The 26,228-nt window shown below is 61.1% G+C and carries 26 protein-coding genes; 18 read left to right on the top strand and 8 right to left on the bottom strand.

Going from position 1 to position 26,228, the window contains the following annotated elements; translation table 11 throughout:
• Positions 1-363 precede the first annotated feature (363 nt).
• Together leuD and leuC are read right to left on the bottom strand one after the other, a co-directional pair.
• A complete protein-coding gene (gene leuD / locus AACV02_RS04285; RefSeq protein WP_119735584.1) occupies positions 364-978 on the bottom strand; it encodes a 3-isopropylmalate dehydratase small subunit in 615 nt (204 codons plus the stop codon).
• Entirely contained in the window at positions 975-2,393 is a 1,419-nt protein-coding gene (leuC, locus tag AACV02_RS04280; protein WP_119735583.1) for a 3-isopropylmalate dehydratase large subunit, read from the bottom strand. Before leuC ends, leuD begins: the two co-directional genes overlap by 4 nt.
• 290 nt (positions 2,394-2,683) lie before the next feature.
• Here leuC and AACV02_RS04275 point away from each other — a divergent pair, with 290 nt between their 5' ends.
• The 8 genes from AACV02_RS04275 to AACV02_RS04240 are packed head-to-tail and all read left to right on the top strand — an operon-like array spanning position 2,684 to position 8,838.
• A complete protein-coding gene (locus AACV02_RS04275) occupies positions 2,684-3,883 on the top strand; it encodes a PepSY-associated TM helix domain-containing protein (RefSeq protein WP_119735582.1) in 1,200 nt (399 codons plus the stop codon).
• Entirely contained in the window at positions 3,883-4,419 is a 537-nt protein-coding gene (locus tag AACV02_RS04270; RefSeq protein ID WP_119735581.1) for a thiamine pyrophosphate-binding protein, read from the top strand. The genes AACV02_RS04275 and AACV02_RS04270 overlap by 1 nt, the downstream gene beginning before the upstream one ends.
• Positions 4,416-4,745, top strand: coding sequence for a hypothetical protein (locus AACV02_RS04265; RefSeq protein ID WP_106580578.1), 330 nt, complete (start codon positions 4,416-4,418; stop codon positions 4,743-4,745). Before AACV02_RS04270 ends, AACV02_RS04265 begins: the two co-directional genes overlap by 4 nt.
• Positions 4,742-5,302, top strand: coding sequence for a DUF6162 family protein (locus tag AACV02_RS04260; protein WP_119735580.1), 561 nt, complete (start codon positions 4,742-4,744; stop codon positions 5,300-5,302). The genes AACV02_RS04265 and AACV02_RS04260 overlap by 4 nt, the downstream gene beginning before the upstream one ends.
• Positions 5,303-5,322: 20 nt before the next feature.
• Positions 5,323-6,243: a metal ABC transporter substrate-binding protein gene (locus AACV02_RS04255; RefSeq protein WP_119735579.1), complete on the top strand. Its 921-nt coding sequence runs from the start codon at positions 5,323-5,325 to the stop codon at positions 6,241-6,243.
• Positions 6,240-6,986 (top strand): metal ABC transporter ATP-binding protein, encoded by a 747-nt coding sequence (locus AACV02_RS04250; protein WP_119735578.1) that lies wholly within the window; start codon positions 6,240-6,242, stop codon positions 6,984-6,986. Before AACV02_RS04255 ends, AACV02_RS04250 begins: the two co-directional genes overlap by 4 nt.
• Positions 6,983-7,882, top strand: a complete 900-nt coding sequence (locus AACV02_RS04245) for a metal ABC transporter permease (protein ID WP_106580574.1) — start codon at positions 6,983-6,985, stop codon at positions 7,880-7,882. The genes AACV02_RS04250 and AACV02_RS04245 overlap by 4 nt, the downstream gene beginning before the upstream one ends.
• Entirely contained in the window at positions 7,882-8,838 is a 957-nt protein-coding gene (locus AACV02_RS04240) for a metal ABC transporter substrate-binding protein (RefSeq protein WP_106580573.1), read from the top strand. Before AACV02_RS04245 ends, AACV02_RS04240 begins: the two co-directional genes overlap by 1 nt.
• 170 nt (positions 8,839-9,008) lie before the next feature.
• On the opposite strand, the gene AACV02_RS04235 is transcribed toward AACV02_RS04240, so the two are convergent.
• Positions 9,009-9,722 carry a UTRA domain-containing protein gene (locus AACV02_RS04235; RefSeq protein WP_106580572.1) on the bottom strand — a complete coding sequence of 238 codons (714 nt, stop codon included), beginning with the start codon at positions 9,720-9,722 and terminating at the stop codon, positions 9,009-9,011.
• Positions 9,723-10,075: 353 nt separating this feature from the next.
• On the opposite strand from AACV02_RS04235, the gene AACV02_RS04230 reads away from it, so the two are divergent.
• The 6 genes from AACV02_RS04230 (at position 10,076) to AACV02_RS04205 (ending at position 15,453) form a co-directional block, all read left to right on the top strand.
• The gene (locus tag AACV02_RS04230) at positions 10,076-11,143 is read left to right on the top strand and encodes an ABC transporter substrate-binding protein (protein WP_106580571.1); all 1,068 of its coding nucleotides are present in this window, start codon (positions 10,076-10,078) and stop codon (positions 11,141-11,143) included.
• Positions 11,144-11,347: 204 nt separating this feature from the next.
• Positions 11,348-12,154 (top strand): alkaline phosphatase family protein, encoded by an 807-nt coding sequence (locus tag AACV02_RS04225; protein WP_106580570.1) that lies wholly within the window; start codon positions 11,348-11,350, stop codon positions 12,152-12,154.
• Entirely contained in the window at positions 12,133-12,996 is an 864-nt protein-coding gene (locus AACV02_RS04220; RefSeq protein ID WP_371924211.1) for an ABC transporter permease, read from the top strand. The genes AACV02_RS04225 and AACV02_RS04220 overlap by 22 nt, the downstream gene beginning before the upstream one ends.
• Positions 12,983-13,783: an ABC transporter permease gene (locus tag AACV02_RS04215; RefSeq protein WP_106580568.1), complete on the top strand. Its 801-nt coding sequence runs from the start codon at positions 12,983-12,985 to the stop codon at positions 13,781-13,783. The genes AACV02_RS04220 and AACV02_RS04215 overlap by 14 nt, the downstream gene beginning before the upstream one ends.
• On the top strand, positions 13,780-14,769 hold the full coding sequence (locus AACV02_RS04210) for an ABC transporter ATP-binding protein (RefSeq protein ID WP_010565203.1): 990 nt from the start codon (positions 13,780-13,782) through the stop codon (positions 14,767-14,769). The genes AACV02_RS04215 and AACV02_RS04210 overlap by 4 nt, the downstream gene beginning before the upstream one ends.
• A gap of 30 nt (positions 14,770-14,799) precedes the next feature.
• Entirely contained in the window at positions 14,800-15,453 is a 654-nt protein-coding gene (locus tag AACV02_RS04205; RefSeq protein ID WP_119735577.1) for an HAD family hydrolase, read from the top strand.
• Between the two features lie 151 nt (positions 15,454-15,604).
• Here the strand turns inward: AACV02_RS04205 and AACV02_RS04200 are convergent, their stop codons facing one another.
• Positions 15,605-16,567 carry a zinc-binding dehydrogenase gene (locus tag AACV02_RS04200; protein WP_119735576.1) on the bottom strand — a complete coding sequence of 321 codons (963 nt, stop codon included), beginning with the start codon at positions 16,565-16,567 and terminating at the stop codon, positions 15,605-15,607.
• A 138-nt stretch (positions 16,568-16,705) separates the two neighbouring features.
• Between AACV02_RS04200 and AACV02_RS04195 the strand changes: the two genes are divergently transcribed.
• Together AACV02_RS04195 and AACV02_RS04190 are read left to right on the top strand one after the other, a co-directional pair.
• Positions 16,706-18,787, top strand: coding sequence for a carboxy terminal-processing peptidase (locus AACV02_RS04195; RefSeq protein WP_234452694.1), 2,082 nt, complete (start codon positions 16,706-16,708; stop codon positions 18,785-18,787).
• A 118-nt stretch (positions 18,788-18,905) separates the two neighbouring features.
• Positions 18,906-20,675: a bifunctional diguanylate cyclase/phosphodiesterase gene (locus tag AACV02_RS04190; protein ID WP_106580607.1), complete on the top strand. Its 1,770-nt coding sequence runs from the start codon at positions 18,906-18,908 to the stop codon at positions 20,673-20,675.
• On the opposite strand, the gene AACV02_RS04185 is transcribed toward AACV02_RS04190, so the two are convergent.
• The 4 genes from AACV02_RS04185 to AACV02_RS04170 form a co-directional block, all read right to left on the bottom strand.
• Positions 20,672-21,043 carry a hypothetical protein gene (locus AACV02_RS04185; RefSeq protein ID WP_010565198.1) on the bottom strand — a complete coding sequence of 124 codons (372 nt, stop codon included), beginning with the start codon at positions 21,041-21,043 and terminating at the stop codon, positions 20,672-20,674. The genes AACV02_RS04190 and AACV02_RS04185 overlap by 4 nt on opposite strands.
• Positions 21,040-21,378, bottom strand: a complete 339-nt coding sequence (locus AACV02_RS04180; protein WP_119735601.1) for a helix-turn-helix domain-containing protein — start codon at positions 21,376-21,378, stop codon at positions 21,040-21,042. The genes AACV02_RS04185 and AACV02_RS04180 overlap by 4 nt, the downstream gene beginning before the upstream one ends.
• A 96-nt stretch (positions 21,379-21,474) precedes the next feature.
• Positions 21,475-21,930: a YkvA family protein gene (locus tag AACV02_RS04175; RefSeq protein WP_058420139.1), complete on the bottom strand. Its 456-nt coding sequence runs from the start codon at positions 21,928-21,930 to the stop codon at positions 21,475-21,477.
• A 323-nt stretch (positions 21,931-22,253) separates the two neighbouring features.
• Entirely contained in the window at positions 22,254-22,994 is a 741-nt protein-coding gene (locus AACV02_RS04170; RefSeq protein WP_106580563.1) for an FKBP-type peptidyl-prolyl cis-trans isomerase, read from the bottom strand.
• 247 nt (positions 22,995-23,241) lie between these two features.
• Here AACV02_RS04170 and AACV02_RS04165 point away from each other — a divergent pair, with 247 nt between their 5' ends.
• The gene (locus AACV02_RS04165; protein WP_119735575.1) at positions 23,242-25,050 is read left to right on the top strand and encodes a di-heme-cytochrome C peroxidase; all 1,809 of its coding nucleotides are present in this window, start codon (positions 23,242-23,244) and stop codon (positions 25,048-25,050) included.
• A 29-nt stretch (positions 25,051-25,079) separates the two neighbouring features.
• Positions 25,080-26,210, top strand: a complete 1,131-nt coding sequence (locus AACV02_RS04160; protein ID WP_119735574.1) for a catalase family protein — start codon at positions 25,080-25,082, stop codon at positions 26,208-26,210.
• Positions 26,211-26,228: the final 18 nt, after the last annotated feature.

Here is a 26,228-nt window from a genome sequence, read left to right as displayed (position 1 = left end):
AACAACATTACTATCGGCAACAAAGACAACTGTTTACAGGCGAGCGCGCGCAATCAGGTTATTAACGTGATCACCGACACCCAGGAGACATAACCACTCACTCAACGGCCATAGTATTAACTTCCCTTTCTTATAATGTGCTGACTTTCCAAGCCAGCCCCCACTTAAGCCGATGGTCTGCGGGGTGTCAACCCAATACCCTTGTGGTTTTTCCGGGATTACTCTTTCAATTGGCCATACCCCCCGTAAGGGTGGGCGAAGCCGGCATTTAATGGCTGTTATTTGAAAAGTAAATAGCACACAAAAACGCCCTCTTTATTAAAAGAGGGCGCTGTGTTGGCTACTTATATAACTACGTGTTTATCAACTGAGCCAAGGGTTGGCAGCCAAATGTTCGCGTTCAAATGCTTTGATTTGCTCACTGCGCTGCAACGTGCTGCCAATGGCATCCAGGCCCAGCAGCAACGCGGTCTTGCGCAAGGTGTCGATCTGGAACGCAATGACCTGGCCATCCGCCAGACGAATTTGCTGAGCCTCCAGGTCGACACTGATCTGCGCCTGGTCCGCCTGGCTGACAGCCTGTCCGAGTGTGTGCACCAGCGCGTCGTCCAAGGTGATGAGCAACACCCCGTTGCGCTGGCAGTTGTCATAAAAGATCCCGGCAAAACTGCTGCCGATCAGCGCGCGAATGCCCATTTGTTTCAAGCCCCACACCGCGTGCTCGCGGCTGGAACCGCAGCCAAAGTTGGGCCCGACGACCATGAAGCGTGCGCCCTGCCAGCCCGGCTGGTTCAACACGAACGCGGGGTTGGGCTCGCCGGACGCCAGAAAGCGCAGATCGAAGAACAGCCCCCGGTCCAGGCCGCTGCGGTCGATGCCTTTGAGAAACTGCTTGGGCATGATCACGTCGGTGTCGATATTGGCGGCCAGCATCGGCGCGGCCTTGCCGGTGACCACAGTAAAAGGTTGCAGGCTCATGCACGGTCTCCAAAGTGGCGAATATCAGTGAGGCGGCCGGTGATCGCGGCAGCGGCGACCATTGCCGGGCTCATCAGGTGCGTGCGTGCGCCGGCGCCCTGGCGGCCTTCAAAGTTGCGGTTGGTGCTGGACGCACAGCGGTCGCCGGGGGCGAGCACGTCGTCGTTCATCGCCAGGCACATCGAGCAGCCGGACTGGCGCCACTCGAACCCGGCGTCGATAAAGATCGCCGCCAACCCTTCGGCCTCGGCCTGGTCGCGCACTTCGGTGGAGCCGGGCACGATCATCGCCCGTACGTGCTCGGCCACGTGCTTGCCGCGCACCACGCTGGCGGCGTCGCGCAGGTCTTCGATGCGGGCATTGGTGCAGGAGCCGATAAACGCATGGCTGATGACGATGTCGCTCAGCGGCATGCCGGCTTCCAGGCCCATGTAGTTGAGGGCACGGCGCATGTCCTGGCGCAGGATCAGGTCGCTGACGTCCTGCGGGTCGGGCACGCGGGCGCCAATGGGGGCTGCCTGGTCGGGGCTGGTGCCCCAGGTGACCATGGGTTCCAGGGTGGTGGCATCCAGGTGCACCTCCTGGTCGAACACGGCGTCGGCGTCCGAATACAGTTGGCGCCAGCCCACCAGTGCCTGTTCCCATAGCTCGCCCTTCGGCGCGCGGGGCTTGCCCTTGAGGTAGCTGAAGACTTTTTCGTCCGGCGCCATGAAGGCGCCGCGCGCACCGGCTTCGACCGCCATGTTGCAGATGGTCATGCGTGCCTCGACGCTCAACGCGTCGATGGTGGAGCCGCGAAATTCGATGGCGTAGCCGGTGGCTCCGGATGCACCGATCTTGCCGATCAAGGCCATGATGACGTCCTTGGACGTGAGGCCTCGCGCCAGGTCGCCTTCAACCGTCACGCGCATGCTTTTCAGGCGTTTGTAGACCAGCGTCTGCGAGGCCAGCAGGTGCTCGATTTCCGAAGTGCCGATGCCAAATCCAAATGCGCCGAGGGCGCCGTAGGTGGTGGTGTGGCTGTCGCCGGCGGCGATCACCATGCCCGGCAGGATAAAGCCTTGCTCCGGGGCGATCACATGCTCGATGCCTTGGCGTTTGTCGAGGATATCCAGCAGCTCGATGCCGAAATCGCGGCAGTTTTCTGCCAGGTACGAGACTTGCCGCGCCCCGCCTGCGTCGGGCATCGCCGCGATGCGCTTGGGCGTGGTGGGGTTTACATGGTCGACCACCGCCAGCGCCGTGCCGGGGCGCCACACCCCGCGGCCGGCGTCGCGCAGGCCGCTGAAGGCCTGGGGGCTGGTGTATTCGTTGATCACCTGGCGGTCTATATAAAGCAGGACATGGCCCTGGTCATCCAGGGGGCACACCGTGTGGGAATCGATGTGTTTGTCGTAGAGGGTTCTGGCGGTCATTTTTCTTAGGGCTCACGTTTCTTGAGGCGGGCTCAACGGTATAAATCCATCCTACGCAGCCCTTGGGCCCTATCAATGGCGACCGGGTGATGGCTTGGAACATGTTTCGTGTTCGATGAAGGCCTGCCAGCGCCTTGAATAGGAACCTGAAACATTTTCTTTCATATCCGGGTTAGGGATTTCCAAACCTCATCCGTCTTAACTTAGATACAGCCCGTCGCGTCAGCAAAAGCTACGACCGGCCTTTTCCGGGCCTCCTCCGCCCTCCTCCGATCAAGACCCGCATTCACATGTCGAAGAAGTCACGCTCAAAACTCTGGTTTCTCGTACACAGCTGGCTGGCATTGCCCATCTGGTTTTTTGTACTGATCGTCTGCGTCACCGGCACCCTGGCGGTGGTCAGCCAGGAAATCGTCTGGCTGGCCAACCCGGATATCCGCGCGAGCAAGCCGTCGGATGATGCCCACATGCTGAGCTTTGACCAGGTGATTGCTGCCATCAAGCGCGAAGAACCCCAGGTGATCGTGCAATCGATCATCCGCCCGGACGAAACGCACTTTGCGCTGAGTGTCGACCTCAGCTACCCGGACGGGCGTTCCGTGGAGGTCTACGTCAACCCGTACACGGGGGCGATCCAGGGCATCAGCCCGTCGTTCGATTTCAAGCAATTTACCCGCGCGCTGCATGGCTGGTGGCTGGTGCCGTTCACCAACGGCTTCAGTTGGGGCTGGTACCTGGTCTCGGCGCTCGGCCTGCCATTGCTGGCGTCGCTGGTCACCGGGCTGGTCGTCTATAAACGCTTCTGGAAAGGGTTTCTGCGCCCCACCCTGCGCATCCGCCACGGCGCGCGAATTTTCTGGGGCGACTTCCACCGCCTGAGTGGTATCTGGTCGATCTGGTTTATCGCGGTGATTTCCATCACCGGCACCTGGTTCTTGATCCAGGCGATTTTGGGGGACAACCAGATTTCCATCTCCAGCGAACCGATCGTCCCAGTGATTGCTCGCGAGAAAGTGCCGATGTCTGCGCCCGGCGTGCCGGCACCGATGATCGCGCTGGACGAAGCCATTGAAATCGCCACCCAACGCATTCCAGGGCTGGACGCCACATTCGTGTTCCTGCCGCTCAACGCCTACAGCCACCTGCAAATCGGCGGGCGCGGCTGGTACCCGTTGATGTTCCAGACCGCTCAACTCAACCCCTACAGCGGTGAAATCGCGGTGTCGCACCTGCTCTCCGATCGCTCGACGCTGGAGTTCGTCACCGAATCCATGCGCCCGCTGCACACCGGCGACTTTGGCGGGCTGTGGATCAAGCTGATCTGGGCGTTCTTCGGCCTGGTGCTGAGCATGATGGTGTTGAGCGGCCTGCTGATCTGGACCAAGCGCACCGCGCTGGCCACCCTCAATGCCCTCAAGCGCGAAGCCAAGAACCAACGTGCGCCTGCTGCCGCTCCCGCCCTGCAGGCTGAAACCTCGGAGGCCAAATAATGAGCAAGGTCAGTGCAACACCGCCTTCGCCGCTGCGCGCCTTTTGGCTGAAATGGCGGTTCCATATCAATATCCTGCTGTTGCTGGTGCCGCTGGGGTTCATGCCCAAGTACTTTGCCGATGCCGCGTTGTTTCGCGGCGATACCGGCATTGGTGAGCGAGTGGTCGGTGACGTGCAGGTCGGGCCCTGGAGCCTGAGACTCGCCGAATTCCGCAATGAAGGCCCGCGCCCAGACCCGGCCGGCCCGATGAAATTCTTCAACGCTGCCCTGTGCGACACCTGCGCCGAGCAGGTCAAGGCCACCTACTTGCGTATCGGCAAGCCCCGCAGCCTGCGCGCCGCCGGAGTGATCTTCTTCGGCACGCCGTACCGCATGGGCGCCGCCCTGCCGGTGCCGGAACGCACGCCGGCCGACGCCGAACTGTGGATCACCATGGAAGGCTGGGACGGCACGATGCACCAGGGTTCCATCCCGCTGAGCCAGGCTTCGCCTGCCACCATTGCCTGGCTGAACAAGCAAGGAGTTAAACCATGACGTTGACGCGCCTGACCCGCGCCGGTGCAGCACTGTTGCTCTGCGCCGGTTTCAGTACCACCGCCCTCGCCCACAACCCGATGTGCGAATGCAAGGAAATCCCCGGCGAGCAGATCCAGTGCACCGGCGGCTTCTCCGACGGCAGCGGCGCCCCGGGCGTGACCCTGGACGTAATCGGCTACGACGAAACCATCCTGCTGCCCGGCAAGCTTGGCCAGGACTCGACCCTGACCTTCAAGAAGCCCGCCGCCGAGTTTTATGTGCTGTTTGACGCAGGCCCCGGTCACGTGGTGGAAATCGACCAAGCGGATATCCAGCCTCAATGAGCACCACACAGGTTGTACGCCCCGCCGGTGCCGGCCACGAAACCCTCTACGTGCTATTGCTGTGCCTGATCATCCTGGCGGTGGCCGGCTCGGTGATCGCCCTGCACGGTGAAACCCAGGAAGTTGCAGCGCTGCCCAGCCACCAGCTGGATGCACGCCGCGACCTCAGCGCCTCCGAGCAAGGCATCTACGCCGACCTGCGGGTGACTCTGGATGAGATCCAGCTGCTGCAACAGGAGCAAAGCGCCCTGCCGACGCCTGAACAATTGGCCGAAGAAGGGTTTGCGCCGTTTGCCCAGGACGCCAGTTCGGTCAGCCGTGGCGACCATCGCTGGCAAATGCTGGAGCCTTCGGCCTACTTGGGCGTGAGCCAGACGCCCAGCACCAGCGGCTCGCTGCTGATGCGCGTGCACGGCGCCGAGCCGGATATCTGGCTCAACCGCCAGGCCAACCTCGCCACCCCTTCCGACCTCACTGACCAGGCGCTGATCGCGGCCGGCTGGCAACAGGTGGTCGCGCAATTCGATGCCGGCGTCACGCGCCAGCACCGTCACTGACCCGAGAAGATCGAGTGCCCATGTCCATTTCATCTCCCCTGCTGCGCCTGTTGCTGATCAGTCTGTTCAGTGTGTTGCTGGCGCCTTTGGCCAACGCCGAGGCGGCCAAACGCCTGCGCATCGGCATTACGCTGCACCCTTATTACAGCTACGTCACCAACATCGTCGGCGACAAGGCCGAGGTGGTGCCGTTGATCCCGGCCGGTTTCAACCCACACGCCTACGAGCCGCGCGCCGAAGACATTAAGCGCATCGGCACCCTCGACGTGATCGTGCTCAACGGCGTCGGCCATGACGATTTCGCCGACCGAATGATCGCCACCAGCGAGCGCCCGGACATCCCGGTGATCGAGGCCAACGCCAACGTGCCGCTGCTGGCCGCCACCGGCAATGCCGCGCGCGGTGCAGGCAAGGTGGTCAACCCGCACACCTTCCTGTCGATCAGCGCCTCGATTGCCCAGGTCAACAACATCGCCCGCGAGCTGGGCAAACTCGACCCGGACAACGCCAAGACCTACACCCAGAACGCCCGTGCGTACGGCAAACGCCTGCGCCAGATGCGCGCCGACGCGCTGGCCAAGCTGACCAGCGCGCCCAACCCCGACCTGCGCGTGGCCACCGTGCATGCGGCCTACGACTACCTGCTGCGTGAGTTCGGCCTGGAAGTCACGGCGGTGGTCGAGCCTGCCCACGGCATCGAACCCAGCCCGAGCCAGTTGAAGAAGACCATCGACGAACTGCGTGCCCTGGACGTGAAGGTGATCTTTTCGGAGATGGATTTCCCGTCCACCTACGTCGAGACGATCCAGCGTGAATCCGGCGTGAAGCTGTACCCGCTGTCGCATATCTCCTACGGCGAATACACCCCTGAGAAGTACGAAGTGGAAATGACCGGCAACCTCAACACCGTGGTGCGGGCGATTCAGGAGTCCGGGGCATGACGGCGGCGGAACAGCTGAAGGTGGTCAGCATTGGCCCGACAATCGAGTTCGACACGGTGTCGCTGACCCTGGGCCGCACCACCATTCTTGACGGTGTGAGGTTCCAGGTAGAGCCAGGCAGCATCCATGCATTGGTGGGCCCCAATGGCGGCGGTAAAAGCTCGCTGATCAAGACCCTGTTGGGGCAAATGCCGCACCAGGGCCACTTGCGCCTGCACTGGCAGGCCACGCCCGGCACCATCGGCTATGTACCGCAAGCGCTGGAGTTCGACCGTGGCTTGCCGATGACCGTCGACGACTTCATGGCCGCCATGTGTCAACGGCGCCCGGCGTTTCTCGGCCTGTCCAGGCACTACGCCGGCGCAATCGGCGAGGCGCTCGAACGGGTGGGCATGCAGGACAAACGCAAACGCCGCATGGGCGCGCTGTCGGGCGGTGAGCGTCAGCGTGTATTGCTGGCCCAGGGCCTGATTCCGGCTCCGCACCTGCTGGTGCTGGATGAACCGATGTCGGCGCTCGATGAAGCCGGCATCCAGGTCTTTGAACGCCTGCTGAATGACTGGCGCCTGGCCGGGATCACCGTGCTGTGGATCGAGCACGACCTTGAAGCTGTGGGCCGCCTGGCCGACCGCGTCACCGGCCTGAACCGTCGTGTGCTGTTCGACGCCACGCCAAAAGAAGCGCTGACCCCGGACCGCCTGCTGACCCTGTTCTCCACTCACCCCCGGAGCCCGGCACCATGAGTTATGAAGCGTTTCGTCTGATGGTCCAGGGCTGGGCCTCTTCCGGCTATCTGCCGGAAGCGCTGGCCTATGGATTTGTGGTCAATGCCTTGCTCGCAGGTTTACTGATCGGCCCGGTACTGGGCGGCCTGGGCACACTGGTGGTGGTCAAGCGCTTCGCGTTTTTCTCCGAAGCGGTCGGGCATGCCGCGCTGACCGGCGTGGCCGTGGGCATTCTGTTAGGTGAACCCTATACCGGGCCGTATGGTGCGCTGTTCGGCTACTGCCTGCTGTTCGGCATCCTGCTCAATTACCTGCGCAACCGCACCGGCCTGGCGCCGGACACCTTGATCGGCGTGTTCCTCTCCGTGTCGCTGGCGTTGGGCGCGAGCCTGTTGCTGATTCTGGCGGGCAAGATCAACGTGCACATTCTGGAAAACGTGCTTTTTGGTTCGGTGCTGACGGTCAACGGCAATGATTTGCTGGTGCTGGCCGTGGTCGGCTCGCTGGTGATGGCGCTGGCGTTGCCGCTGTACAACCGCATCATGCTCGCCAGTTTCAACCCGCAACTGGCCGCCGTGCGCGGTGTGGCGGTAAAAACCCTGGACTACCTGTTCGTGATTCTGGTGACGTTGATCACCGTGGCGGCGGTCAAGGTCATCGGCGCGATCCTGGTGGGCGCCCTGCTGGTGATTCCAGCCGCGGCGGCGCGCCTGCTGAGCCAGTCGCTCAAAGGTTTTTTCTGGGTGTCGGTAGTGATCGCCACCGTGAGCACGCTGTGCGGCATCCTGCTGCCGATCATCTTCGACCTGCCTATTCCGTCCGGCGCCGCGATCATTCTGGTTGCCGGTATCGCTTTCGCCTTCGCCGCCATCGCGCGCGGCACTGTGCCCAGCCTCAAAGGGAATCTTGGATAATGCGCCCTTGTTTTCGCCCACTGGCCTTGGCCATCGCTTGTTTGGTCAGCACTTCGGCGCTGGCCGCCGTCGATGGTTTTAATCCCAACGACTTCAAAGTCAACCAGGGTCTCGGCCATGCCGCGCTGACCAAAGCAAAGAAGTCGGTCAAAGTCGTGGCCTCATTGCCCATCACTTACGGCTTGGCCGAGGTACTGCTAAAAGGCACCGACGTGAAGCTTGAACGCGCCGCCCCTGCCAACCTGCCAGGTTCTCGGCAGGTGTCCTACTTCACCGGCCGTGGCGCGCAGACACTGAATACCCTCGCGTCGGACGCCGACGCCGCCATCGGCCTGCGCTCGTTGTGGCCGGATGACCCGCTGTATCCGGTGGCGCGGCGCAGCAACATCCGCATCGTCGAAATCGACGCTGCGCGCCCGGTGGACGGCGGCCTGCCGGGCATTGCCGTGCAACCAGGCAGCACCGACGGGCTGAACAGCCAGCCCTGGCAGTCAAGCAACAATATGGGGCGCATGGCCGATGTGATGGCCGCCGACCTGAGCCGGCTGGCGCCGAATGCCAAACCGACGATTGATGCCAACCTCGCCGCCCTCAAGCAGCGCCTGCTCAAACTCAACGCCGACAGCGAAGCGCGCCTGGCGCAGGCCGATAACCTGAGCGTGGTCAGCCTGAGCGATCACTTTGCGTACCTGGTCAGCAGTCTGAACCTGGAAGTGGTCAGCACCGATGCACGGCCGGACGCCGACTGGACGCCCGAAGCGCTGCAGGGGTTAACCGCCCGCTTGAAGGACAGCGACGTGGCCGTGGTGCTGCACCATCGTCAACCGAGCGAAGCGGTGAAAGCAGCAGTGACGGCATCCGGTGCGCAGCTATTGGTGTTGAACGTCGACGGTGCGGACCCGGTGGCGGAGTTGGAAGGTAACGTGGATCAGGTGATCAAGACACTGATGCCATAGGCGAGCGATTCTTCAAGTCGATCTCGGTTCAAGTGTGGGAGCTGGCTTGCCTGCGATAGCATCAATGTTATTTGCCTGATGTACCGAGGCGCCCGCATCGCAGGCAACCCAGCTCCCCCATTAAGCTCGCGGTGCACCTGCTGACTATCGGCCAGCCCAGCACCCGAAGGTCACACCACATCCACGCCGACGTGAATCGCATCATGGCGCCAGAACTCCAGGTCGCAGTCGATCAACCGCTGGTGCTGGTCATAGTTGACCCGGGCAATGCGCAACCCCGGGCTGCCCACCGACACGCGCAACGCGGCGGCGGCCTCCACCGGCAGTGATGTCGGCACGATTTCAAAGCGCACACGGCCATAGTGCAGGTCGTACTTGCGCGCATACAGTTCGGTCATCGACTGATTCAGATCACACCCCAGAATCCCCGGAAAGTACTGCGGGTTCAGGTAGTGCTCCACATACAACACCAGGCGCCCATCAATCCGCCGGCCTCGGCAGATCTGGATCACACTCGACAGCGCCGGCAACTGCAACCACGCGCACACTGCTGCCGACGCCGGTTGCAGCCGCGCAGAAATCACTTCGGTGGACGCCACCCGGCCCTGATCCCCAACCATCGCGTGAAAGTGGCTGCGTTGCATCAGGTTGTAGGCCAGCCGCGGCGGCGAAACAAACCAGCCACGGCGCTCCTCACGGTAAATCTGGCCTTGGGCTTCCAGCTGTAACAAGGCTTCCCGCACGGTAATGCGAGTGGTACCGAACAACTCGCTGAGCTTGCGCTCGGCGGGCAATTTACTCGCGGGCGGCAACAGGCCGTGGTCGATCTGCTCTTGCAGCGCCAGGCCGATGGATGTCACCGCCTTGATTGCCTCATCACGCATCAACGTTACCTATCTGGACTAGACCAGCACCGTTCAGGTGCACAAACCGCTCCGTAAATGGGCTTTTGCTACTGCGTGCCAGCCTAGGCATTACAGATGACCGACAGATGACAGTCCCTGTCCACGCCCTGCACCACACCCTGCAATACATCGGCCAAGTCCAGGGCCTGCGGGCACTTGGGCATGGTCTACGCTAAGCCTGCACTGCGCGACAAAAGCGATTAAAAAACGACATCGACATGAAACTGTCATGCACCGAGCCTAGATTGGCTCAGGTATTGCTCTGACCTAGACCAACACCACCGCAAACGTTCATAAAAACGCCGCGTTGAAAACGCCCAAAGGAGCTTCGGATGAAAAAGCTTTTCCTGGCATCACTGTTAGGCTCGACCATTGCCATGTGCACCGCCGCCATGGCTGCTGATACCGATCTAAAGACTCTGGAAGCCGCCGCGAAAGCCGAAGGCGCCGTCAACAGCGTCGGCATGCCCGATGACTGGGCCAACTGGAAAGGCACCTGGGAAGACCTGGCCAAGACCTACGGCCTCAAGCACATCGACACCGACATGAGCTCGGCCCAGGAAATCGCCAAGTTCGCCGCCGAGAAAGACAACGCCAGCGCCGATATCGGTGACGTCGGCGCCGCCTTCGGCCCGATCGCGGTGAAACAGGGCGTGGCCCAACCGTACAAGCCGAGCACCTGGGCGCAAGTGCCGGACTGGGCAAAAGATAAAGATGGCAACTGGGCCCTGGCCTACACCGGCACCATCGCCTTTATCGTCAATAAAAAGCTGCTGCACGGCTCCGAAGCCCCAACAAGCTGGGCTGACTTGAAAACCGGCAAATACAAAGTTTCCATCGGTGACGTGAGCACCGCCGCCCAGGCCGCCAACGGCGTGCTCGCGGCAGCCCTGGCCAACGGTGGCGACGAGAAGAACATCCAGCCTGCGCTGCTGATGTTCGCCGACATCGCCAAGCAAGGCCGCCTGTCGCTGGCCAACCCGACCATCGCCACCATGGAAAAAGGCGAAGTCGAAGTGGGCGTGGTCTGGGACTTCAACGGCCTGAGCTACAAAGCCAAGATGGCCAACCCGGATGACTACGTGGTGCTGATCCCATCGGACGGCTCGGTGATTTCCGGCTACACCACCATCATCAACAAATACGCCAAGCACCCGAACGCCGCCAAGCTGACCCGTGAGTACATCTTCAGCGACGCCGGCCAGACCAACCTGGCGCGCGGCAACGCCCGTCCGATCCGTGCCGAGCACTTGACCTTGCCGGCTGACGTGCAGGCCAAGCTGCTGCCGAACGAGCAATACAAGAAAGTCACGCCGATCAAGGATGCCGACGCTTGGGAGAAGACCTCCAAGGCACTGCCGCAAAAATGGCAGGAAGAAGTCATCATCAATATGCAGTAAGGCTTCAACCCGCATTGGCTCTCCACTGGAGATCCAATGTGGAAGCGGGCTTGTGTGGGAGCGGGCTTGCTCGCGAAAGCGGTGGTTCAGAGAAAGAAGTGTTGCCTGACACACCGCTTTCGCGAGCAAGCCCGCTCCCACATGTTTGATCCCGTTCAGCCAGGGAAATTGAGTCGAACCTACCGTCGCGGAGCCCCAGCCCCTATGAAGCACAACGTCATCCTTGTGGTGCTCGACGGCCTGAACTACGAGGTTGCCCGACATGCCATGGGGCATCTCCAGGCCTATATCGGCGCAGGACGCGCAGCGCTTTACAAACTGGACTGTGAACTGCCGGCCCTGTCCCGGCCGTTGTATGAATGCATCCTCACCGGCGTGCCACCGATCGACAGCGGCATCGTCCACAACAATGTCTCGCGCCTGTCGAACCAGCGCAGCATTTTCCATTACGCCACCGACGCCGGCCTCACCACAGCGGCGGCGGCTTACCACTGGGTCAGCGAGTTGTATAACCGCACGCCCTTTATTGCCGCGCGTGATCGCCATACCGACGACAAGGCGCTGGCGATCCAGCACGGGCATTTCTACTGGAATGACCACTACCCGGATTCGCACCTGTTCGCCGACGCCGAAAGCCTGCGCCGCAAACACGCGCCGAATTTCCTCGTGGTGCACCCGATGAACATCGATGACGCCGGCCACAAGCACGGCCTCGATACCTCGCAATACCGCAACAGCGCACGCTCGGCCGACATCATCCTCGCCGATTACCTGCAAGGCTGGCTCGACGCCGGCTACCAGGTGCTGGTGACCGCCGACCACGGCATGAACAACGATCGCTCGCACAACGGCCTGCTGCCCGAGGAGCGTGAAGTGCCCCTGTTCGTGCTGGGCTCGGCCTTCAACTTCGACCCTTCTGCCCGACCCAAGCAAACCGAACTGTGCGGCACTGTCTGCGAACTGCTCGGGGTGCCCCACGACAAACCTGTATGCCGGGAGCTGTTGAAGTGAATTCCCTAACCCGTGGCAAATGGCTGGCGATCCTCTGCCTGGTGCCCTTTGCGCTGTTCTTTATCGTGTTTGAAATCGCCCCGCTGGTGTGGGTGTTGGTCAACAGCCTGCAATCGGAGGAGTTTGGCTGGGGCGTGGCCAACTTCATCAAGATCTTCAGTTCGAAGTTCTACCTGCAAGCCATCCAGTACAGCCTGGAGATCAGCTTCTACTCCAGCGTGTTCGGCATCATCATCTCGGTGCTCGGCAGCTATTCGTTGCGCCGCGTCGATGGGCCGTTGCGCAATTTCGTCACCGCCTTCGCCAACATGACCAGCAACTTTGCCGGCGTGCCGCTCGCCTTCGCCTTCATCATCCTGCTGGGCTTCAACGGCAGCATCACGATCATGCTCAAGCAGGCCGGGATCATTCAGGACTTCAACCTGTATTCCAAAACCGGCCTGATCATTCTGTACACCTACTTCCAGATTCCATTGGGCGTGCTGCTGCTCTACCCGGCCTTCGATGCGTTGCGTGAAGACTGGCGTGAATCGGCCTCGCTGCTGGGCGCCAGCGGCTGGCAGTTCTGGCGGCACATCGGCTTGCCGGTGCTCACCCCGGCGCTGCTCGGCACTTTCGTGATCCTGCTGGCCAATGCTCTGGGCGCCTATGCCACGGTGTACGCGCTGACCACCGGCAACTTCAACGTGCTGCCGATCCGCATCGCGGCGATGGTCTCCGGTGATATTTCCCTGGACCCGAACATGGCCAGTGCCCTGGCCGTGGTGCTGGTGGCGCTGATGACCGTGGTCACCGTGGTTCATCAACTGCTGCTCAAGAGGAGCTACCATGTCTCGCGCTGAAGCCGGCTCGGCCTCCCTCTACCATCGCGTAGTGGTGTACCTGTTGTTTGCGATTTTGGTGTTGCCGCTGGTGGGCACCTTTGTCTACTCCATTGCCAGCAGCTGGTCAGCGACGATCCTGCCGGCCGGCTTCACGGTGAAATGGTATGTGCAGCTGTGGAGCGACCCACGCTTTCTGGCCGCCTTTGGCCAGTCGCTGCTGGTGTGCGTGGGTGCGCTGATCCTGTCAGTGGTGCTGATTCTGCCGCTGCTGTTCGTGGTGCATTACCACTTCCCCCGGCTCGACGCGCTGATGAACATCCTCATCCTGCTGCCCTTCGCGGTGCCGCCGGTGGTGTCGTCGGTGGGCCTGCTGCAACTCTACGGTTCCGGGCCGCTGGCGATGGTGGGCACGCCGTGGATTCTGATCGGCTGCTACTTCACCGTGGCCCTGCCGTTCATGTACCGCGCGATCACCAACAACCTGCAAGCGATCAACCTGCGCGACTTGATGGACGCCTCGCAATTGCTCGGCGCGAGCACCTGGCAGGCGGCAATCCTGGTGGTGCTGCCGAACCTGCGCAAGGGCCTGATGGTAGCGCTGCTGCTGTCGTTTTCGTTCCTGTTCGGTGAGTTCGTGTTCGCCAACATCCTGGTGGGCACCCGCTACGAAACCCTGCAGGTGTACCTCAACAACATGCGCAACAGCAGCGGCCACTTCACCAGTGCCGTCGTCATTTCCTATTTCTTCTTTGTGCTGGTGCTGACCTGGGCCGCCAATATCTTGAACAAGGACAAAAGCCAATGAGCTTCGTCAGCGTCCAACACCTGCAAAAAGGTTACGCCGGCACCCCGGTGTTCAGTGACATCAACTGCGAGATCGCCAAGGGCGAATTCGTCACCCTGCTCGGCCCGTCCGGTTGCGGCAAGTCGACCTTGCTGCGCTGCATCGCCGGTCTCACGTCAGTGGACAGTGGCAAAATTCTGCTGGATGGCCAGGACATCGTTCCCCTCAGCCCGCAGAAACGCCACATCGGCATGGTGTTCCAGAGCTACGCGCTGTTCCCCAACATGACCGTGGAGCAGAACGTTGCCTTCGGCCTGCGCATGCAAAAGGTCAACGCCGACGACAGCCATAAGCGCGTGCAGGAAGTGCTGCAACTGGTGGAGCTCAAAGAGCTCGCCGGCCGCTACCCGCATCAGATGTCCGGTGGCCAGTGCCAGCGCGTGGCCCTCGCCCGCTCGCTGGTGACCCGCCCACGCCTGTTGCTGCTCGATGAGCCGCTGTCGGCGCTGGACGCGCGGATCCGCAAGCACCTGCGCGAGCAGATCCGCCAGATCCAGCGCGAATTGGGGCTGACCACGATTTTCGTCACCCATGACCAGGAAGAAGCCCTGACCATGTCCGACCGCATCTTCCTGATGAACCAGGGCAAGATTGTGCAAAGCGGTGATGCCGAGACGCTCTACACCGCGCCAGTGGATGTGTTCGCCGCCGGTTTCATCGGCAACTACAACCTGCTCGACGCCGACAAGGCCAGCCAATTGCTGCAACGCCCGATCAGTGGGCGCATTGCGATTCGCCCGGAGGCCATCGAACTGAGCCGCAGCGGCGAACTCGACGCACTGGTGCGCAGCCACAGCCTGCTGGGCAACGTGATTCGCTACCGCATCGAGGCACGCGGCGTGGAATTGGTGGTGGATGTGCTCAACCGTTCCGCCGACGACCTGCACCCGGATGGCCAGCGCCTGGCACTTTCCATCGACCCCAGTGCGTTGTGTGAAGTAGCCTGACGCCACGATTTATTTCAGAGAGCATGACGGATGGCATTGGTAATTTTTGATTTGGACGACACCTTGATCCACGGCGACTGCGCCACCCTGTGGAGCGAGCAGATGGGCCGCCTGGGCTGGGTCGACCCTGAGTCATTCATGCGCAAGAACAACGAATTGATGGACGCCTACGGCCAGGGCAAGCTGCGCATGGAAGCGTTCATGGACTTCAGCCTGGAACCCATGATCGGCCGCACGCCGGAAGAGATCGAGCACCTGGTAGAGCCGTGGGTCGAGGACGTCATCGAGCCGCTGATCTACAGTGACGCCACCAAGACCATCGCTCGCCACCGCGCGAACGGCGACCGGATTCTGGTGATTTCCGCGTCGGGCACCCACCTGGTCAAACCGATTGCGGCACGTATTGGTATTGATGAAGTGCTGGGCATCGACCTGGATGTCAGCCATGGCGTGTACAGCGGCCATACCGTGGGTGTACTGACGTACCGTGAAGGCAAGATCACGCGGTTGCTGGAATGGCTGGAGCAGGAAAGCGAGACGCTCGACGGCGCGTATTTCTACTCGGATTCACGCAATGATTTGCCACTGCTGCTGAAAGTGGATCACCCGCAGGTGGTGAATCCGGATCCGGTGTTGCGTGAACATGCAGAAAAGGCCGGCTGGCCGATTCATCACTGGGTGTGACACTGCGCTCCTTGAATTGAAATCCAATCCACTGTGGGAGCGGGCTTGCTCGCGAAAGCGGTTTGTCAGTGAAGAATGTTTCATCTGACACTCCGCCTTCGCGAGCAAGCCCGCTCCCACACTTTGATCTCATTTCAGCCGGAGACGGGTGTCAGACCAAACTCTCGTCAATCACCAACACCAATTTCCCGGAAATCTGGTTGCTCGCCAACTCGGCAAACGCCGCCTCGGCATCCTTGATCGGGAAGGTCTTGGCCAGTTGCGGGCTCAAGCGTCCCTCGGCAAACAGCGGCCATACCTGCTGGCTCAAGTCACTGAACAGGTCTGCCTTGAACTGATCGCTGCGGCTGCGCAGGGTCGAGCCGAGCAGCTGAATGCGCTTGCCCAGCACCTGCGCCAGGTCGAGCTGCGCGTCGCGCCCGCCCATCAAGCCGATCAATACCCAGCGGCCGTCCAGGGCCAGCAGCTTGAGGTCCAGCGCGGCGTAGTTGCCACCCACCGGGTCGAGGATCACATCGAACGGCCCGAAATCGCTTAGCCCTTCAATGCCGTCATTACGTACCACGCCGCCCTGGGCACCGAGTGCCTCGCAGTACGCCAGGCGCTGCGCCGAGCCGACGCTGACCCAGCACGGGCTGCCAAACGCCTTGCACAGCTGGATCGCCGCCGAGCCCACACCACTGGCGCCGGCATGCAGCAAGACTTTTTCACCGGGCTTGAGGCCCGCCAGCTGGAACAGATTCAGCCACGCCGTGCTGTACACCTCGGGCAGAGCCGCTGCTTCGGTCAGCGACAAACCTTCCGGTACCGGCAGTACATGGCGCGCATCCACCACCACTTCTTCGGCCATGCCGCCACCGGCGAGCAATGCGCAAACGCGGTCACCGACCTGCCAGGACGACCCCGGCCCGACCTCACTGATAACCCCGGCGCACTCAAGACCCAGCACGTGGCTGGCGCCAGGCGGGGGTGGATAGAGCCCGGCGCGCTGTAATAAATCGGCGCGATTAAGGCCCGCAGCCGCCACACGAATGCGAACTTGGCCTACATCGCAGGTAGGGCTGGGTTCTGTCAGCCACTCCACATGACCTTCAACGCCTTGCAATGCTTTCACAGTGCCTCCATAGTGAGTCTGGACTGAGCCCGTAGCTGTAGCGCCGGGCTTTTTGCATTATGCGACCGGATCATATGGAACCGGCTCCCTCAAAGACGGCCTAATATGCGTTATCAATTGCCCCCGCGTCGAATCAGCATGAAGCATCTGTTCCCCAGCACCGCCCTCGCTTTTTTCATTGGTCTCGGCTTCGCGTCGATGTCGACCAATACGTTCGCAGCCAACAGCTGGGACAACCTTCAGCCTGATCGCGATGAGGTGATTGCAAGCCTTAACGTCGTCGAGTTGCTCAAGCGCCATCACTACAGCAAGCCGCCGCTGGACGACGCGCGCTCGGTGATCATCTACGACAGCTACCTCAAGCTGCTGGATCCGTCGCGCAGCTACTTCCTGGCCAGCGATATCGCTGAGTTCGATAAGTGGAAGACCCAGTTCGACGACTTCCTCAAAAGCGGCGACCTGCAGCCCGGCTTCACCATTTACAAGCGTTACCTGGACCGCGTCAAAGCGCGTCTGGACTTCGCCCTGGGTGAGCTGGACAAAGGCGTCGACAAGCTCGACTTCACCCAGAAAGAAACCCTTCTGGTGGATCGCAAGGACGCGCCTTGGCTGACCAGCAGCGCCGCCCTTGACGACCTATGGCGCAAACGCGTTAAGGACGAAGTGCTGCGCTTGAAGATCGCCGGCAAAGAGCCCAAGGCCATTCAAGAGCTGTTGACCAAGCGCTACAAGAATCAGCTGGCACGTCTGGACCAGACCCGTGCCGAAGATATCTTCCAGGCCTACATCAACACCTTCGCGATGTCCTACGACCCGCACACCAATTATCTGTCGCCAGATAACGCGGAAAACTTTGATATCAACATGAGTCTGTCGCTGGAGGGCATCGGTGCCGTCCTGCAAAGCGACAATGACCAGGTCAAGATCGTGCGTCTGGTGCCGGCAGGTCCGGCAGACAAGACCAAGCAGGTCGCCCCGGCCGACAAGATCATCGGCGTGGCCCAGGCCGACAAAGAGATGGTCGACGTGGTCGGCTGGCGTCTGGACGAAGTGGTCAAGCTGATCCGCGGGCCAAAAGGCAGCGTGGTGCGTCTGGAAGTGATTCCGCACACCAATGCACCGAACGACCAGACCAGCAAGATCGTGTCCATCACCCGTGAAGCGGTGAAGCTTGAAGACCAGGCCGTGCAGAAGCAGATCCTGAACCTCAAGCAGGATGGCAAGGATTACAAGCTGGGCGTGATTGTGATCCCGGCCTTCTACCTGGATTTCAAAGCGTTCCGTGCCGGTGATCCGGACTACAAGTCCACCACCCGCGACGTGAAGAAAATCCTGACCGAACTGCAGAAGGACAAAGTCGACGGCGTAGTGATCGATCTGCGCAACAACGGCGGCGGTTCCCTGCAGGAAGCCACCGAGCTGACCAGCCTGTTTATCGACAAAGGCCCGACCGTGTTGGTACGCAACGCTGACGGCCGTGTCGATGTGCTTGAGGACGAGAACCCGGGTGCCTTCTACAAAGGGCCGATGGCGTTGCTGGTCAACCGCCTCTCGGCTTCGGCCTCGGAAATTTTCGCCGGCGCGATGCAGGACTACCACCGTGCGCTGATCGTCGGCGGCCAGACCTTCGGTAAAGGCACCGTGCAGACCATTCAGCCGCTTAACCATGGCGAGCTGAAACTGACACTGGCCAAGTTCTACCGGGTTTCCGGGCAGAGCACCCAGCATCAGGGCGTGCTGCCGGATGTCGACTTCCCGTCGATCATCGACACCAAGGAAATCGGCGAGAGCGCCCTGCCTGAAGCCATGCCGTGGGACACCATCCGCCCTGCGATCAAGCCGGCGTCGGACCCGTTCAAACCGTTCCTGACGCAGTTGAAGGCTGACCATGACGCGCGCTCCGCCAAGGATGCCGAGTTTGTGTTCATCCGCGACAAACTGGCCCTGGCCAAGAAGCTGATGGAAGAGAAAACCGTCAGCCTCAACGAAGCCGATCGCCGTGCGCAGCACACCAGCATCGAAAATCAGCAACTGGTACTGGAAAACGCCCGCCGCAAGGCCAAAGGCGAAGACCCGCTCAAGGAACTGAAGAAAGAAGATGAAGATGCGCTGCCGACCGAGCCGGAAAAAACCAAGCCGGAAGACGACGCCTACCTGTCTGAAACAGGCCGGATCCTGCTCGACTACCTGAAAATCAGCAAACAGGTGGCCAAGCAGTAAATGATGGCAATTTAATGTGATCGCTCCTCGGAGTGTCATCATATAGACATCATTCTGTCGTGAAATGAAGGACCGCAGGCGCCAAGCCTGCGGTCCTTTTTTTTCGATCGAGATCGCCATGACCATGACCGAACAGCTGAATGCATTGGGCTCTATCCTGGCTCAAGGCAGTTTGCACAGCCTGTTCCAACCGATCATTTGCCTGTCCGAACGGCGCATCCTCGGCTACGAAGCCCTCAGTCGTGGCCCTTCCAATAGTCCATTGCACTCCCCGGTCGCGCTGTTCTCAGTGGCCGGGCATGCCGGGCGCCTCAGTGAGCTGGAGATGGCCTGCCGCGAAAGCGCGTGTCGACGGTTCAGCGAACAGAAACTGCCAGGCAAGCTGTTCCTGAATATCTCGCCGGAATCCTTGATGGAGACCGCGCATCAACCGGGGCGCACCTTGCAATTGCTGCGCGACTTCGGCATTCCCCCCAGCCAAGTGGTGATCGAACTCACCGAGCAGACCCCCACCGACGACTTCGATCTGCTGCAAACCGCACTGCACCATTACCGCGACATGGGCTTCGCCATCGCTCTGGATGACCTGGGCGCCGGCTATTCCAGCCTGCGGTTGTGGTCGGAGCTGCGCCCTGACTACGTGAAGATTGACCGGCATTTTATCGACGGCATCCATCAGGACGCGCTCAAGCGTGAGTTCGTCGGCTCCATCCTGCAAATCGCCAGGGCGTCGCGGGCACAGGTCATTGCCGAAGGTATTGAGCTACCCGAAGAATTGGCGGTGTTGACCGAGATGGGCGTGGACCTGGTCCAAGGCTACCTGCTTTGCCGCCCGCAGGAGCAGCCGCCCCAGGAAGCACGCCTGATGCTGCCCAAGCAGGACAATGCCAACCTCGCCCTCAGCGAAGAAGGCAGCGACCTCAGTGCCCTGCTTAACGAGCAGCCGGCGGTGGATCAGGACACTGCCACCGCCCAGGTGCTGGAGTCGTTCCGCCGCCAGGCCAATCTCAATTCGCTGGCGGTGCTGGACGGGCGTGGCCACCCGGTCGGCATCGTGCACCGGCATTCGTTATCCGACGCGCTGCTCAAGCCCTTCGCCACCGACCTGTTCGCGCGCAAGCCCATCAGCCGTTTGATGAGCGATGACTTTTTGGCGGTTGAATTGAGCCAATCGCTGCAGCAAGTCAGCCGCCTGCTGACCAGCCGCGCGCGGCAACGGATTGAAGAGGATTTCATCATCACGCTCAATGGCGATTACCTGGGCCTGGGGCGGGTGATCGATGTGCTCAAGCTGATCACCGAGCTGAAGATCCAGCAGGCGCGTTACGCCAACCCGCTGACGCTGCTGCCGGGTAACGTGCCGATCCAGCAATGCCTAACGCGGCTGTTGCAGCAACAACGAGAGTCAGTGATCTGCTACGTGGATATCGACAGCTTCAAACCGTTCAACGATATCTACGGTTACGGGCGCGGGGATGAGGTCTTGCTGTGCCTGGCGCAGTGCCTCAACGACCGGGTTGACCCCAGCCGCGATTTTGTCGGGCATATAGGCGGCGATGATTTTTTGCTGGTGCTCGGCCCACAGGATTGGCGCAAGCGGCTTAACCAGTTGCTGGATGATTTTCACACCCAGTGCCGACGCTTCTACCGCGCCGAACACCTCGACGCCGGCTGCTTTGTGGCATTGAACCGCCAGGGCGCGCGTCAGGAATTCGCCTTGCTGTCGCTGTCCATCGGCGTGGTGCATTTATACCCACAGGCCTGTGGGCAACTCGATGCCAGCCAGTTGGCGGAGCTGGCCTCGCAGGCCAAGCACCACGCCAAGGATGTGGCGGGCTACAGCATTCATGTGATCGACAGCATGGACATGCTGGCCCAGACGCTTTAAGCCTCGGCAGATTCCGGATAATCGTACTCGAACACGCGCACCACTTCCGAGGCGTGCCAGGATGCGGCGGCCACGCCATCGGACGGCCCGCTGAAACGCCCCAGGCGCTCCACGCATTCAAAGAAACCGGTACGCGGCAGGCGACTGGCCCCCTGGCTGATCACCAGTGAGCTGCGCAACGGCTGCTCGGCCTTGGCGTCCAGCGCGGCCAGGTGCTCAAGGGCGGCGGCCAGGGTCTGCATCGCCGGCGTGGGAAATTGCAGGCGCTCCAGCAGCGCGCGGTAGGTCAGCAGATGACGCTGGCGGCGCGCCTGATCCAGTTCGTTGAGTAATCCATCCCAGTGTTGACGGCTGATACGTAGGCTCAAGATTCATCCCTCCAACCTGCAACGCCCAATTCCCAGGCCAGGCTGCGGCGAATGGCGGCATCCGGCTGGCGTTCACCACTTTCAATCAATCCGAGATACGAGGGGCTGATGCCCACGGTGCGGGCCAGGGTTTCGATGGCCAGTCCCCGGGTTTCACGCAGGCCCCGCAGGTCCGCGAGCGGGCGCAAAGCCTGATCGGGAGCGACCTGAGCGTCAGAAGAAGGAGGGAGTGCTGGTTGTTGCTGACCGGCGGCTTTTAGTAGCGCCTGGTACTGGTCCCATGGCAACACCGCGTACTCGGGTTCGCCATTGCGTGAAATTATCTGAATATCCATGACTGCCCCGTAGGATAACAACACTCACTAAGTAAGCTCTTTCCTCAGGAGTGTAATCCTAACAGCCACAAAGGTCGCAGGGGGATATCCGTGTGATCAGTTTTTTTGCGGGTTTTCCTCAGCCAGCAGCGCAGGCGTCGCAGGCAGGCGCTCAACCACCGCGAGCTTTTCCGGGCGCTGGGCGTCGCGCCAGGCGCGAAAGGCGCTCAGTTCGCCGTCCAGGGTCTTCATGACCCATGCCAGCACGGCGATGTCATCGAGCATGCCAAATACCGGAATAAAGTCCGGGATCGCGTCAATCGGGCTGAGGAAGTACATCAAGCCCGCCACTACCGAAATCAGCGCCTTGGGGCTGATCGCCCGGTATTCGCCGCGCCAGTAGGCCAGGCACAGGGCCTGAAGCAATTTGAGATCATCCTTGAGCTTACCCAGGCGGTTGCCCTGGCTTGAGCCTTTTGCGGCGACGGCAAACAGCAGGGTTGGCAAACGCCCACGGCCAAGCAGACGCGCGGCCATGGGCAGGAAACGGGTGAAATTGAACGGTGGTTTCATCTGTCACTCCAGTTCCAGGCGACATAAAAGGTTATCCACACAAATTGTGGATAACCTTGTGAACAGAGCCTGTTTTATCGGCTGAAAGCCACGGACTACAAGGCTTGCAGTCAGATCGGGCGTTTTTTGCGCACATAAAAAAAACCCAAGATTTCATTGACTTGGCGTTGATGTGCGGCTACCCGTGCTCGAGTCTTATATCAGACTGTTTCAGCTTGCAGGGGTTCGTTTGAATTTACGTCGGGTGTGAATCAGGCGGATTTACCGGGCCGCAGATACGACAACGCCCCGTCGAAACGGGGCGTTGTCTGTTCAGGCGCCGATTACTTCTTGGCGGCTGGAGCAGCAGGTGCGTCAGGGGCTTCAGCCTTGGCTGGGTCCTTGATGGCCAGCAGTTCCAGGTCGAATACCAGCACGGAGTTGGCTGGAATCGCCGGGCTCGGGCTCTGAGCGCCGTAGGCCAGGTCAGACGGGATGTACAACTCGACCTTCTCGCCAACGTGCATCAGTTGCAGGCCTTCGACCCAACCCGGGATCACGCCGCTGACCGGCAGGTCAATCGGGCTACCGCGATCAACGGAGCTGTCAAAGGTCGTGCCGTTGGTGAGCTTGCCGGTGTAGTGCACAGTTACCACGTCGGTTGGCTTAGGCTGAGCGCCATCAGCCTTCTTCACGATCTTGTACTGCAGACCGGAAGCAGTGGTCACTACGCCGTCTTTCTTGGCGTTTTCTTCGAGGAATTTCTTGCCGGCGGCTGCCGACTCTTCGCTCATTTTAGTCATACGTTCTTCTGCACGCTTCTGCAGTGCGGCAAACGCTTCAACCAGTTCGTCGTCTTTCAGCTTCTGTTCTTTCTTGCCGACGGCATCTTCGATGCCTTGGGCTACCGCTTTGGAGTCCAGGTCATCCATGCCTTCCTGGGCAAGACTTTTGCCCATGTTCAGGCCGATACCGTAGGAAGCTTTCTGCGCCGGGGTTTTCAGCTCTACGCTGGTCTGCGAATCACAACCCGCAAGTACCAGGCTAACCAGGGCCACCGCCGCCGCCAACCGATGCTGTTTCATGCTATTTCCTTGTTCGTGCGCCAAAAGGGCATTCGAGTAAAGTCGCGAGCTTATCAGGCGGCCACGACCAATGGCTACCGGCATGTGAGCAGGAAACTTCCGATAAGTTCACGTGTTTAAAAGCATTTTCATTCATGATGGAGGCCCGCGACGGATCGCGGGACTGCCTGCAACCAGGCTCATGGCCACTTGCCGCACCTATGGCGTAGTGGCATAACAACGCGACAACTCGACAAGGATAGTTATCTTGCGCATTTTTTCCCGTGTTTTGCTTCTGATATTGCTCGCACTCGGCCTGCTGCTGGCCGTCGTGCTCTATTACACCATCAACCCCAAGCTGCCCGACTACGTGCCTGTGCAGCAGGTGCGCTACCAGGATCAATGGAGTGCCGCCGATCGCCAGACCTACTACTTCACGCCTCAGGGCACTCAAGTTAAAGGCCTGCACTACGACTGGTTCACCGCCCTGGAGCTGCCGTTCTCCGAACAGCGTTTTGCCACGCCCGAGTACCTGGCGCGCTTTGGGTTTCTGGTAGACCCCAAGCAGGTCCCTACCGCGCAGAACCCCGGCAATCTGCCAGTCGGTTTTGCCCGCCACCAGAATGCCGGCAGCGCGGTTGAATACCTGGATATCACCTGCGCCGCCTGCCACACCGGCGAGCTGCACTTCAAAGGCCAGGCCCTGCGCATTGACGGCGGCTCGGCCCAGCACGTGCTGCCCTCCAGCGTGCCCACCTTGCGCGGCGGCAGCTTCGGCCAGGCACTGGTGGCCAGCCTGGCCGCCACCTATTACAACCCATGGAAATTCGAGCGCTTTGCCCGCCAGGTGCTGGGGGATCGATACGACGCCGAACATGGCCAGCTGCGTCAGGACTTCAAACGGTCGCTCAACCAATTCCTCAAAGTCGCCTGGAATGACACCCACCGCGGCCTCTACCCCACCGAAGAAGGCCCGGGCCGTACCGACGCGTTTGGCCGCATCGCCAATGCCAGCTTTGGCGACGCTGTCTCGCCGGACAATTACCGCGTTGCCAATGCCCCGGTGGACTACCCGCACCTGTGGGATATCTGGACCTTCGACTGGGTGCAGTGGAACGGTTCGGCCCAGCAACCGATGGCGCGCAACATCGGTGAAGCCCTCGGCGTCGGTGCGACACTGGACTTCTTCGACAGCGCCGGCCAGCCCCTTCAAGGCCAAGCGCGCTACCCTTCCAGCGTGCGCGTGCGTGACCTCAACCTGATCGAAGAAACCCTGCAACGCCTCAAGCCGCCCACTTGGCCGGAAGACCTGTTCGGCGCCATCGACAAACCCCTCGCCGCTCAGGGCCGCGCGTTGTTCGCCGAGAACTGCGCCGGTTGCCATGTACCCGCCGTCAGCCAGGTCAATGGCCGCCCGGTGCAGCAGTTGAAAATGCTCCCCGTTGAATACATCGGCACCGACCCCGGCACCGCCAGCAACATCGCCGACCAGCGCTACGACCTCAGCGCGCTGCAATGGGACCCGGCGGAACTGGCCACGCTCAACGTCGAACTGCACCCAACGCCGACTGCGCCGCTGGACCTGCACAACCTGTCGGTGGCGCAAGGCCTGGCCTACGTCACCGCCTTTGTCGAAGACCACGCCTACCGCGCCGCCGGCGTGACCCCGGCCGAGCGGCCAAGCCTGGACGGTTTCGGCCTGCCTATCGGTGTGCGCGAGGTACGCGCCTACAAAGCGCGGCCACTGGCCGGCGTGTGGGCCACGCCGCCATTCCTGCATAACGGCTCGGTGCCGACGATCTACCAATTGCTCTCGCCTCAGGACGAGCGCAGCACCACCTTCTATAAAGGCACGTTCGCCTACGACCCGCGCCACCTGGGCTTTGAAACACAGGCGTTCAAGAATGGCTTCCGGTTCGATACCAACGTCACCGGCAACCACAACAGCGGCCACGAATTTCGCGCCGGCCAACGTGGCAATGGCGTGATCGGCCGCGGCCTGCAGCCGCAGGAACGCTGGGCGCTGCTGGAATACCTCAAAGTACTGGGCGGCCCGCTGGAGCAACAGTTGCCATGACTATTGGATCTGACTACAAGGAATCTTCGATGCTCGCGCGTCTGTGGCTGCGCCTCGGCGCGTTTTTGGGTAAAACCCTGTTATGGCTGGTGGGCCTGGGGCTGCTGGGTTGGCTGATCGCTGCCGCCTGGTTTGCCTGGCAGCACAGCGGCCCGGTGTCGCCGGACGAGCAGATCCCGCCCGGTGAAGCGGCCATGACCCAGGGCATCATTCAGACAGCCGTGCGCATCGTCGATCAGCACCGCGAAGGCACGCGTTACCTGCGCGACGCGCATGCCAAGGCTCACGGCTGCGTGAAGGCGCACGTCAGCGTAGTGGCGGATCTTGACCCGGCATTGCGCCAAGGCGTGTTCGCCGAGCCGGGCAAAACCTGGCAGGCGTTGATGCGTCTGTCCAATGGCAATGCCTACCCGCAATTCGACAGCATCCGCGATGCGCGGGGCATGGCGCTCAAGCTGCTGGATGTTCCGGGCAAACAGTTGATGGCGGATCAGCAGGCGCGCACCGAACAGGATTTCGTGATGTTCAGTCATCCGAATTTCTTTGTCAGCGATGTGGCGGAGTATGCGCAAAACATCGGCGCCCAGGCCGACGGCAAGAAGGTCCTGGCGTTCTTTCCCAAAGCAGACCCGCGTAGCTGGCAGGTGCGCCATTTGTTTATCGCGCTGGCCACACTGTCGCCTGCGCCGGCCAGCCCGACGCAGACGACTTACTTTTCGGTGTCGCCCTACAAGTTCGGGGCAGCCAATGCCAAGTTTCGCGTAGCGCCTGACCCGCTCAGTTGCCCTGAGTATGTGTTGCCCAAACAGAACCAGGACCTGCCGAACTTTCTGCGCAGTGCCTTGAGCCAGCAACTGTCGACCGACCGTGTGCCGGCGTGTTTTGTGTTGCAGGTTCAGCGGCAGAATCCGCAGAAATTCATGCCGATCGAAGACACCAGCATTGAATGGAAGAAGAGCGATGCGCCGTATGAGACCGTGGCGACCGTGCGGGTTGAGGCGCAGGATTTTGATACGCCGGCGTTGAATCTTGCTTGTGATAACCAGTCGTTTAATCCGTGGTTCGGGCTTGAGGCGCATCGACCGATTGGGGGGATTAATCGGTTGCGCAAGGCGGTGTATGAGGCTGTGAGCGACTATCGGCATAGTCGTAATTTGTGAGGTGTCGGGGGTGGGTAC

This window comes from Pseudomonas sp. Larv2_ips (genome assembly GCF_963879675.1).
Classification (GTDB): domain Bacteria; phylum Pseudomonadota; class Gammaproteobacteria; order Pseudomonadales; family Pseudomonadaceae; genus Aquipseudomonas.
Note: the sequence above shows the minus strand (reverse complement) of the source record. Positions and strands in the feature narration are given on the sequence as shown.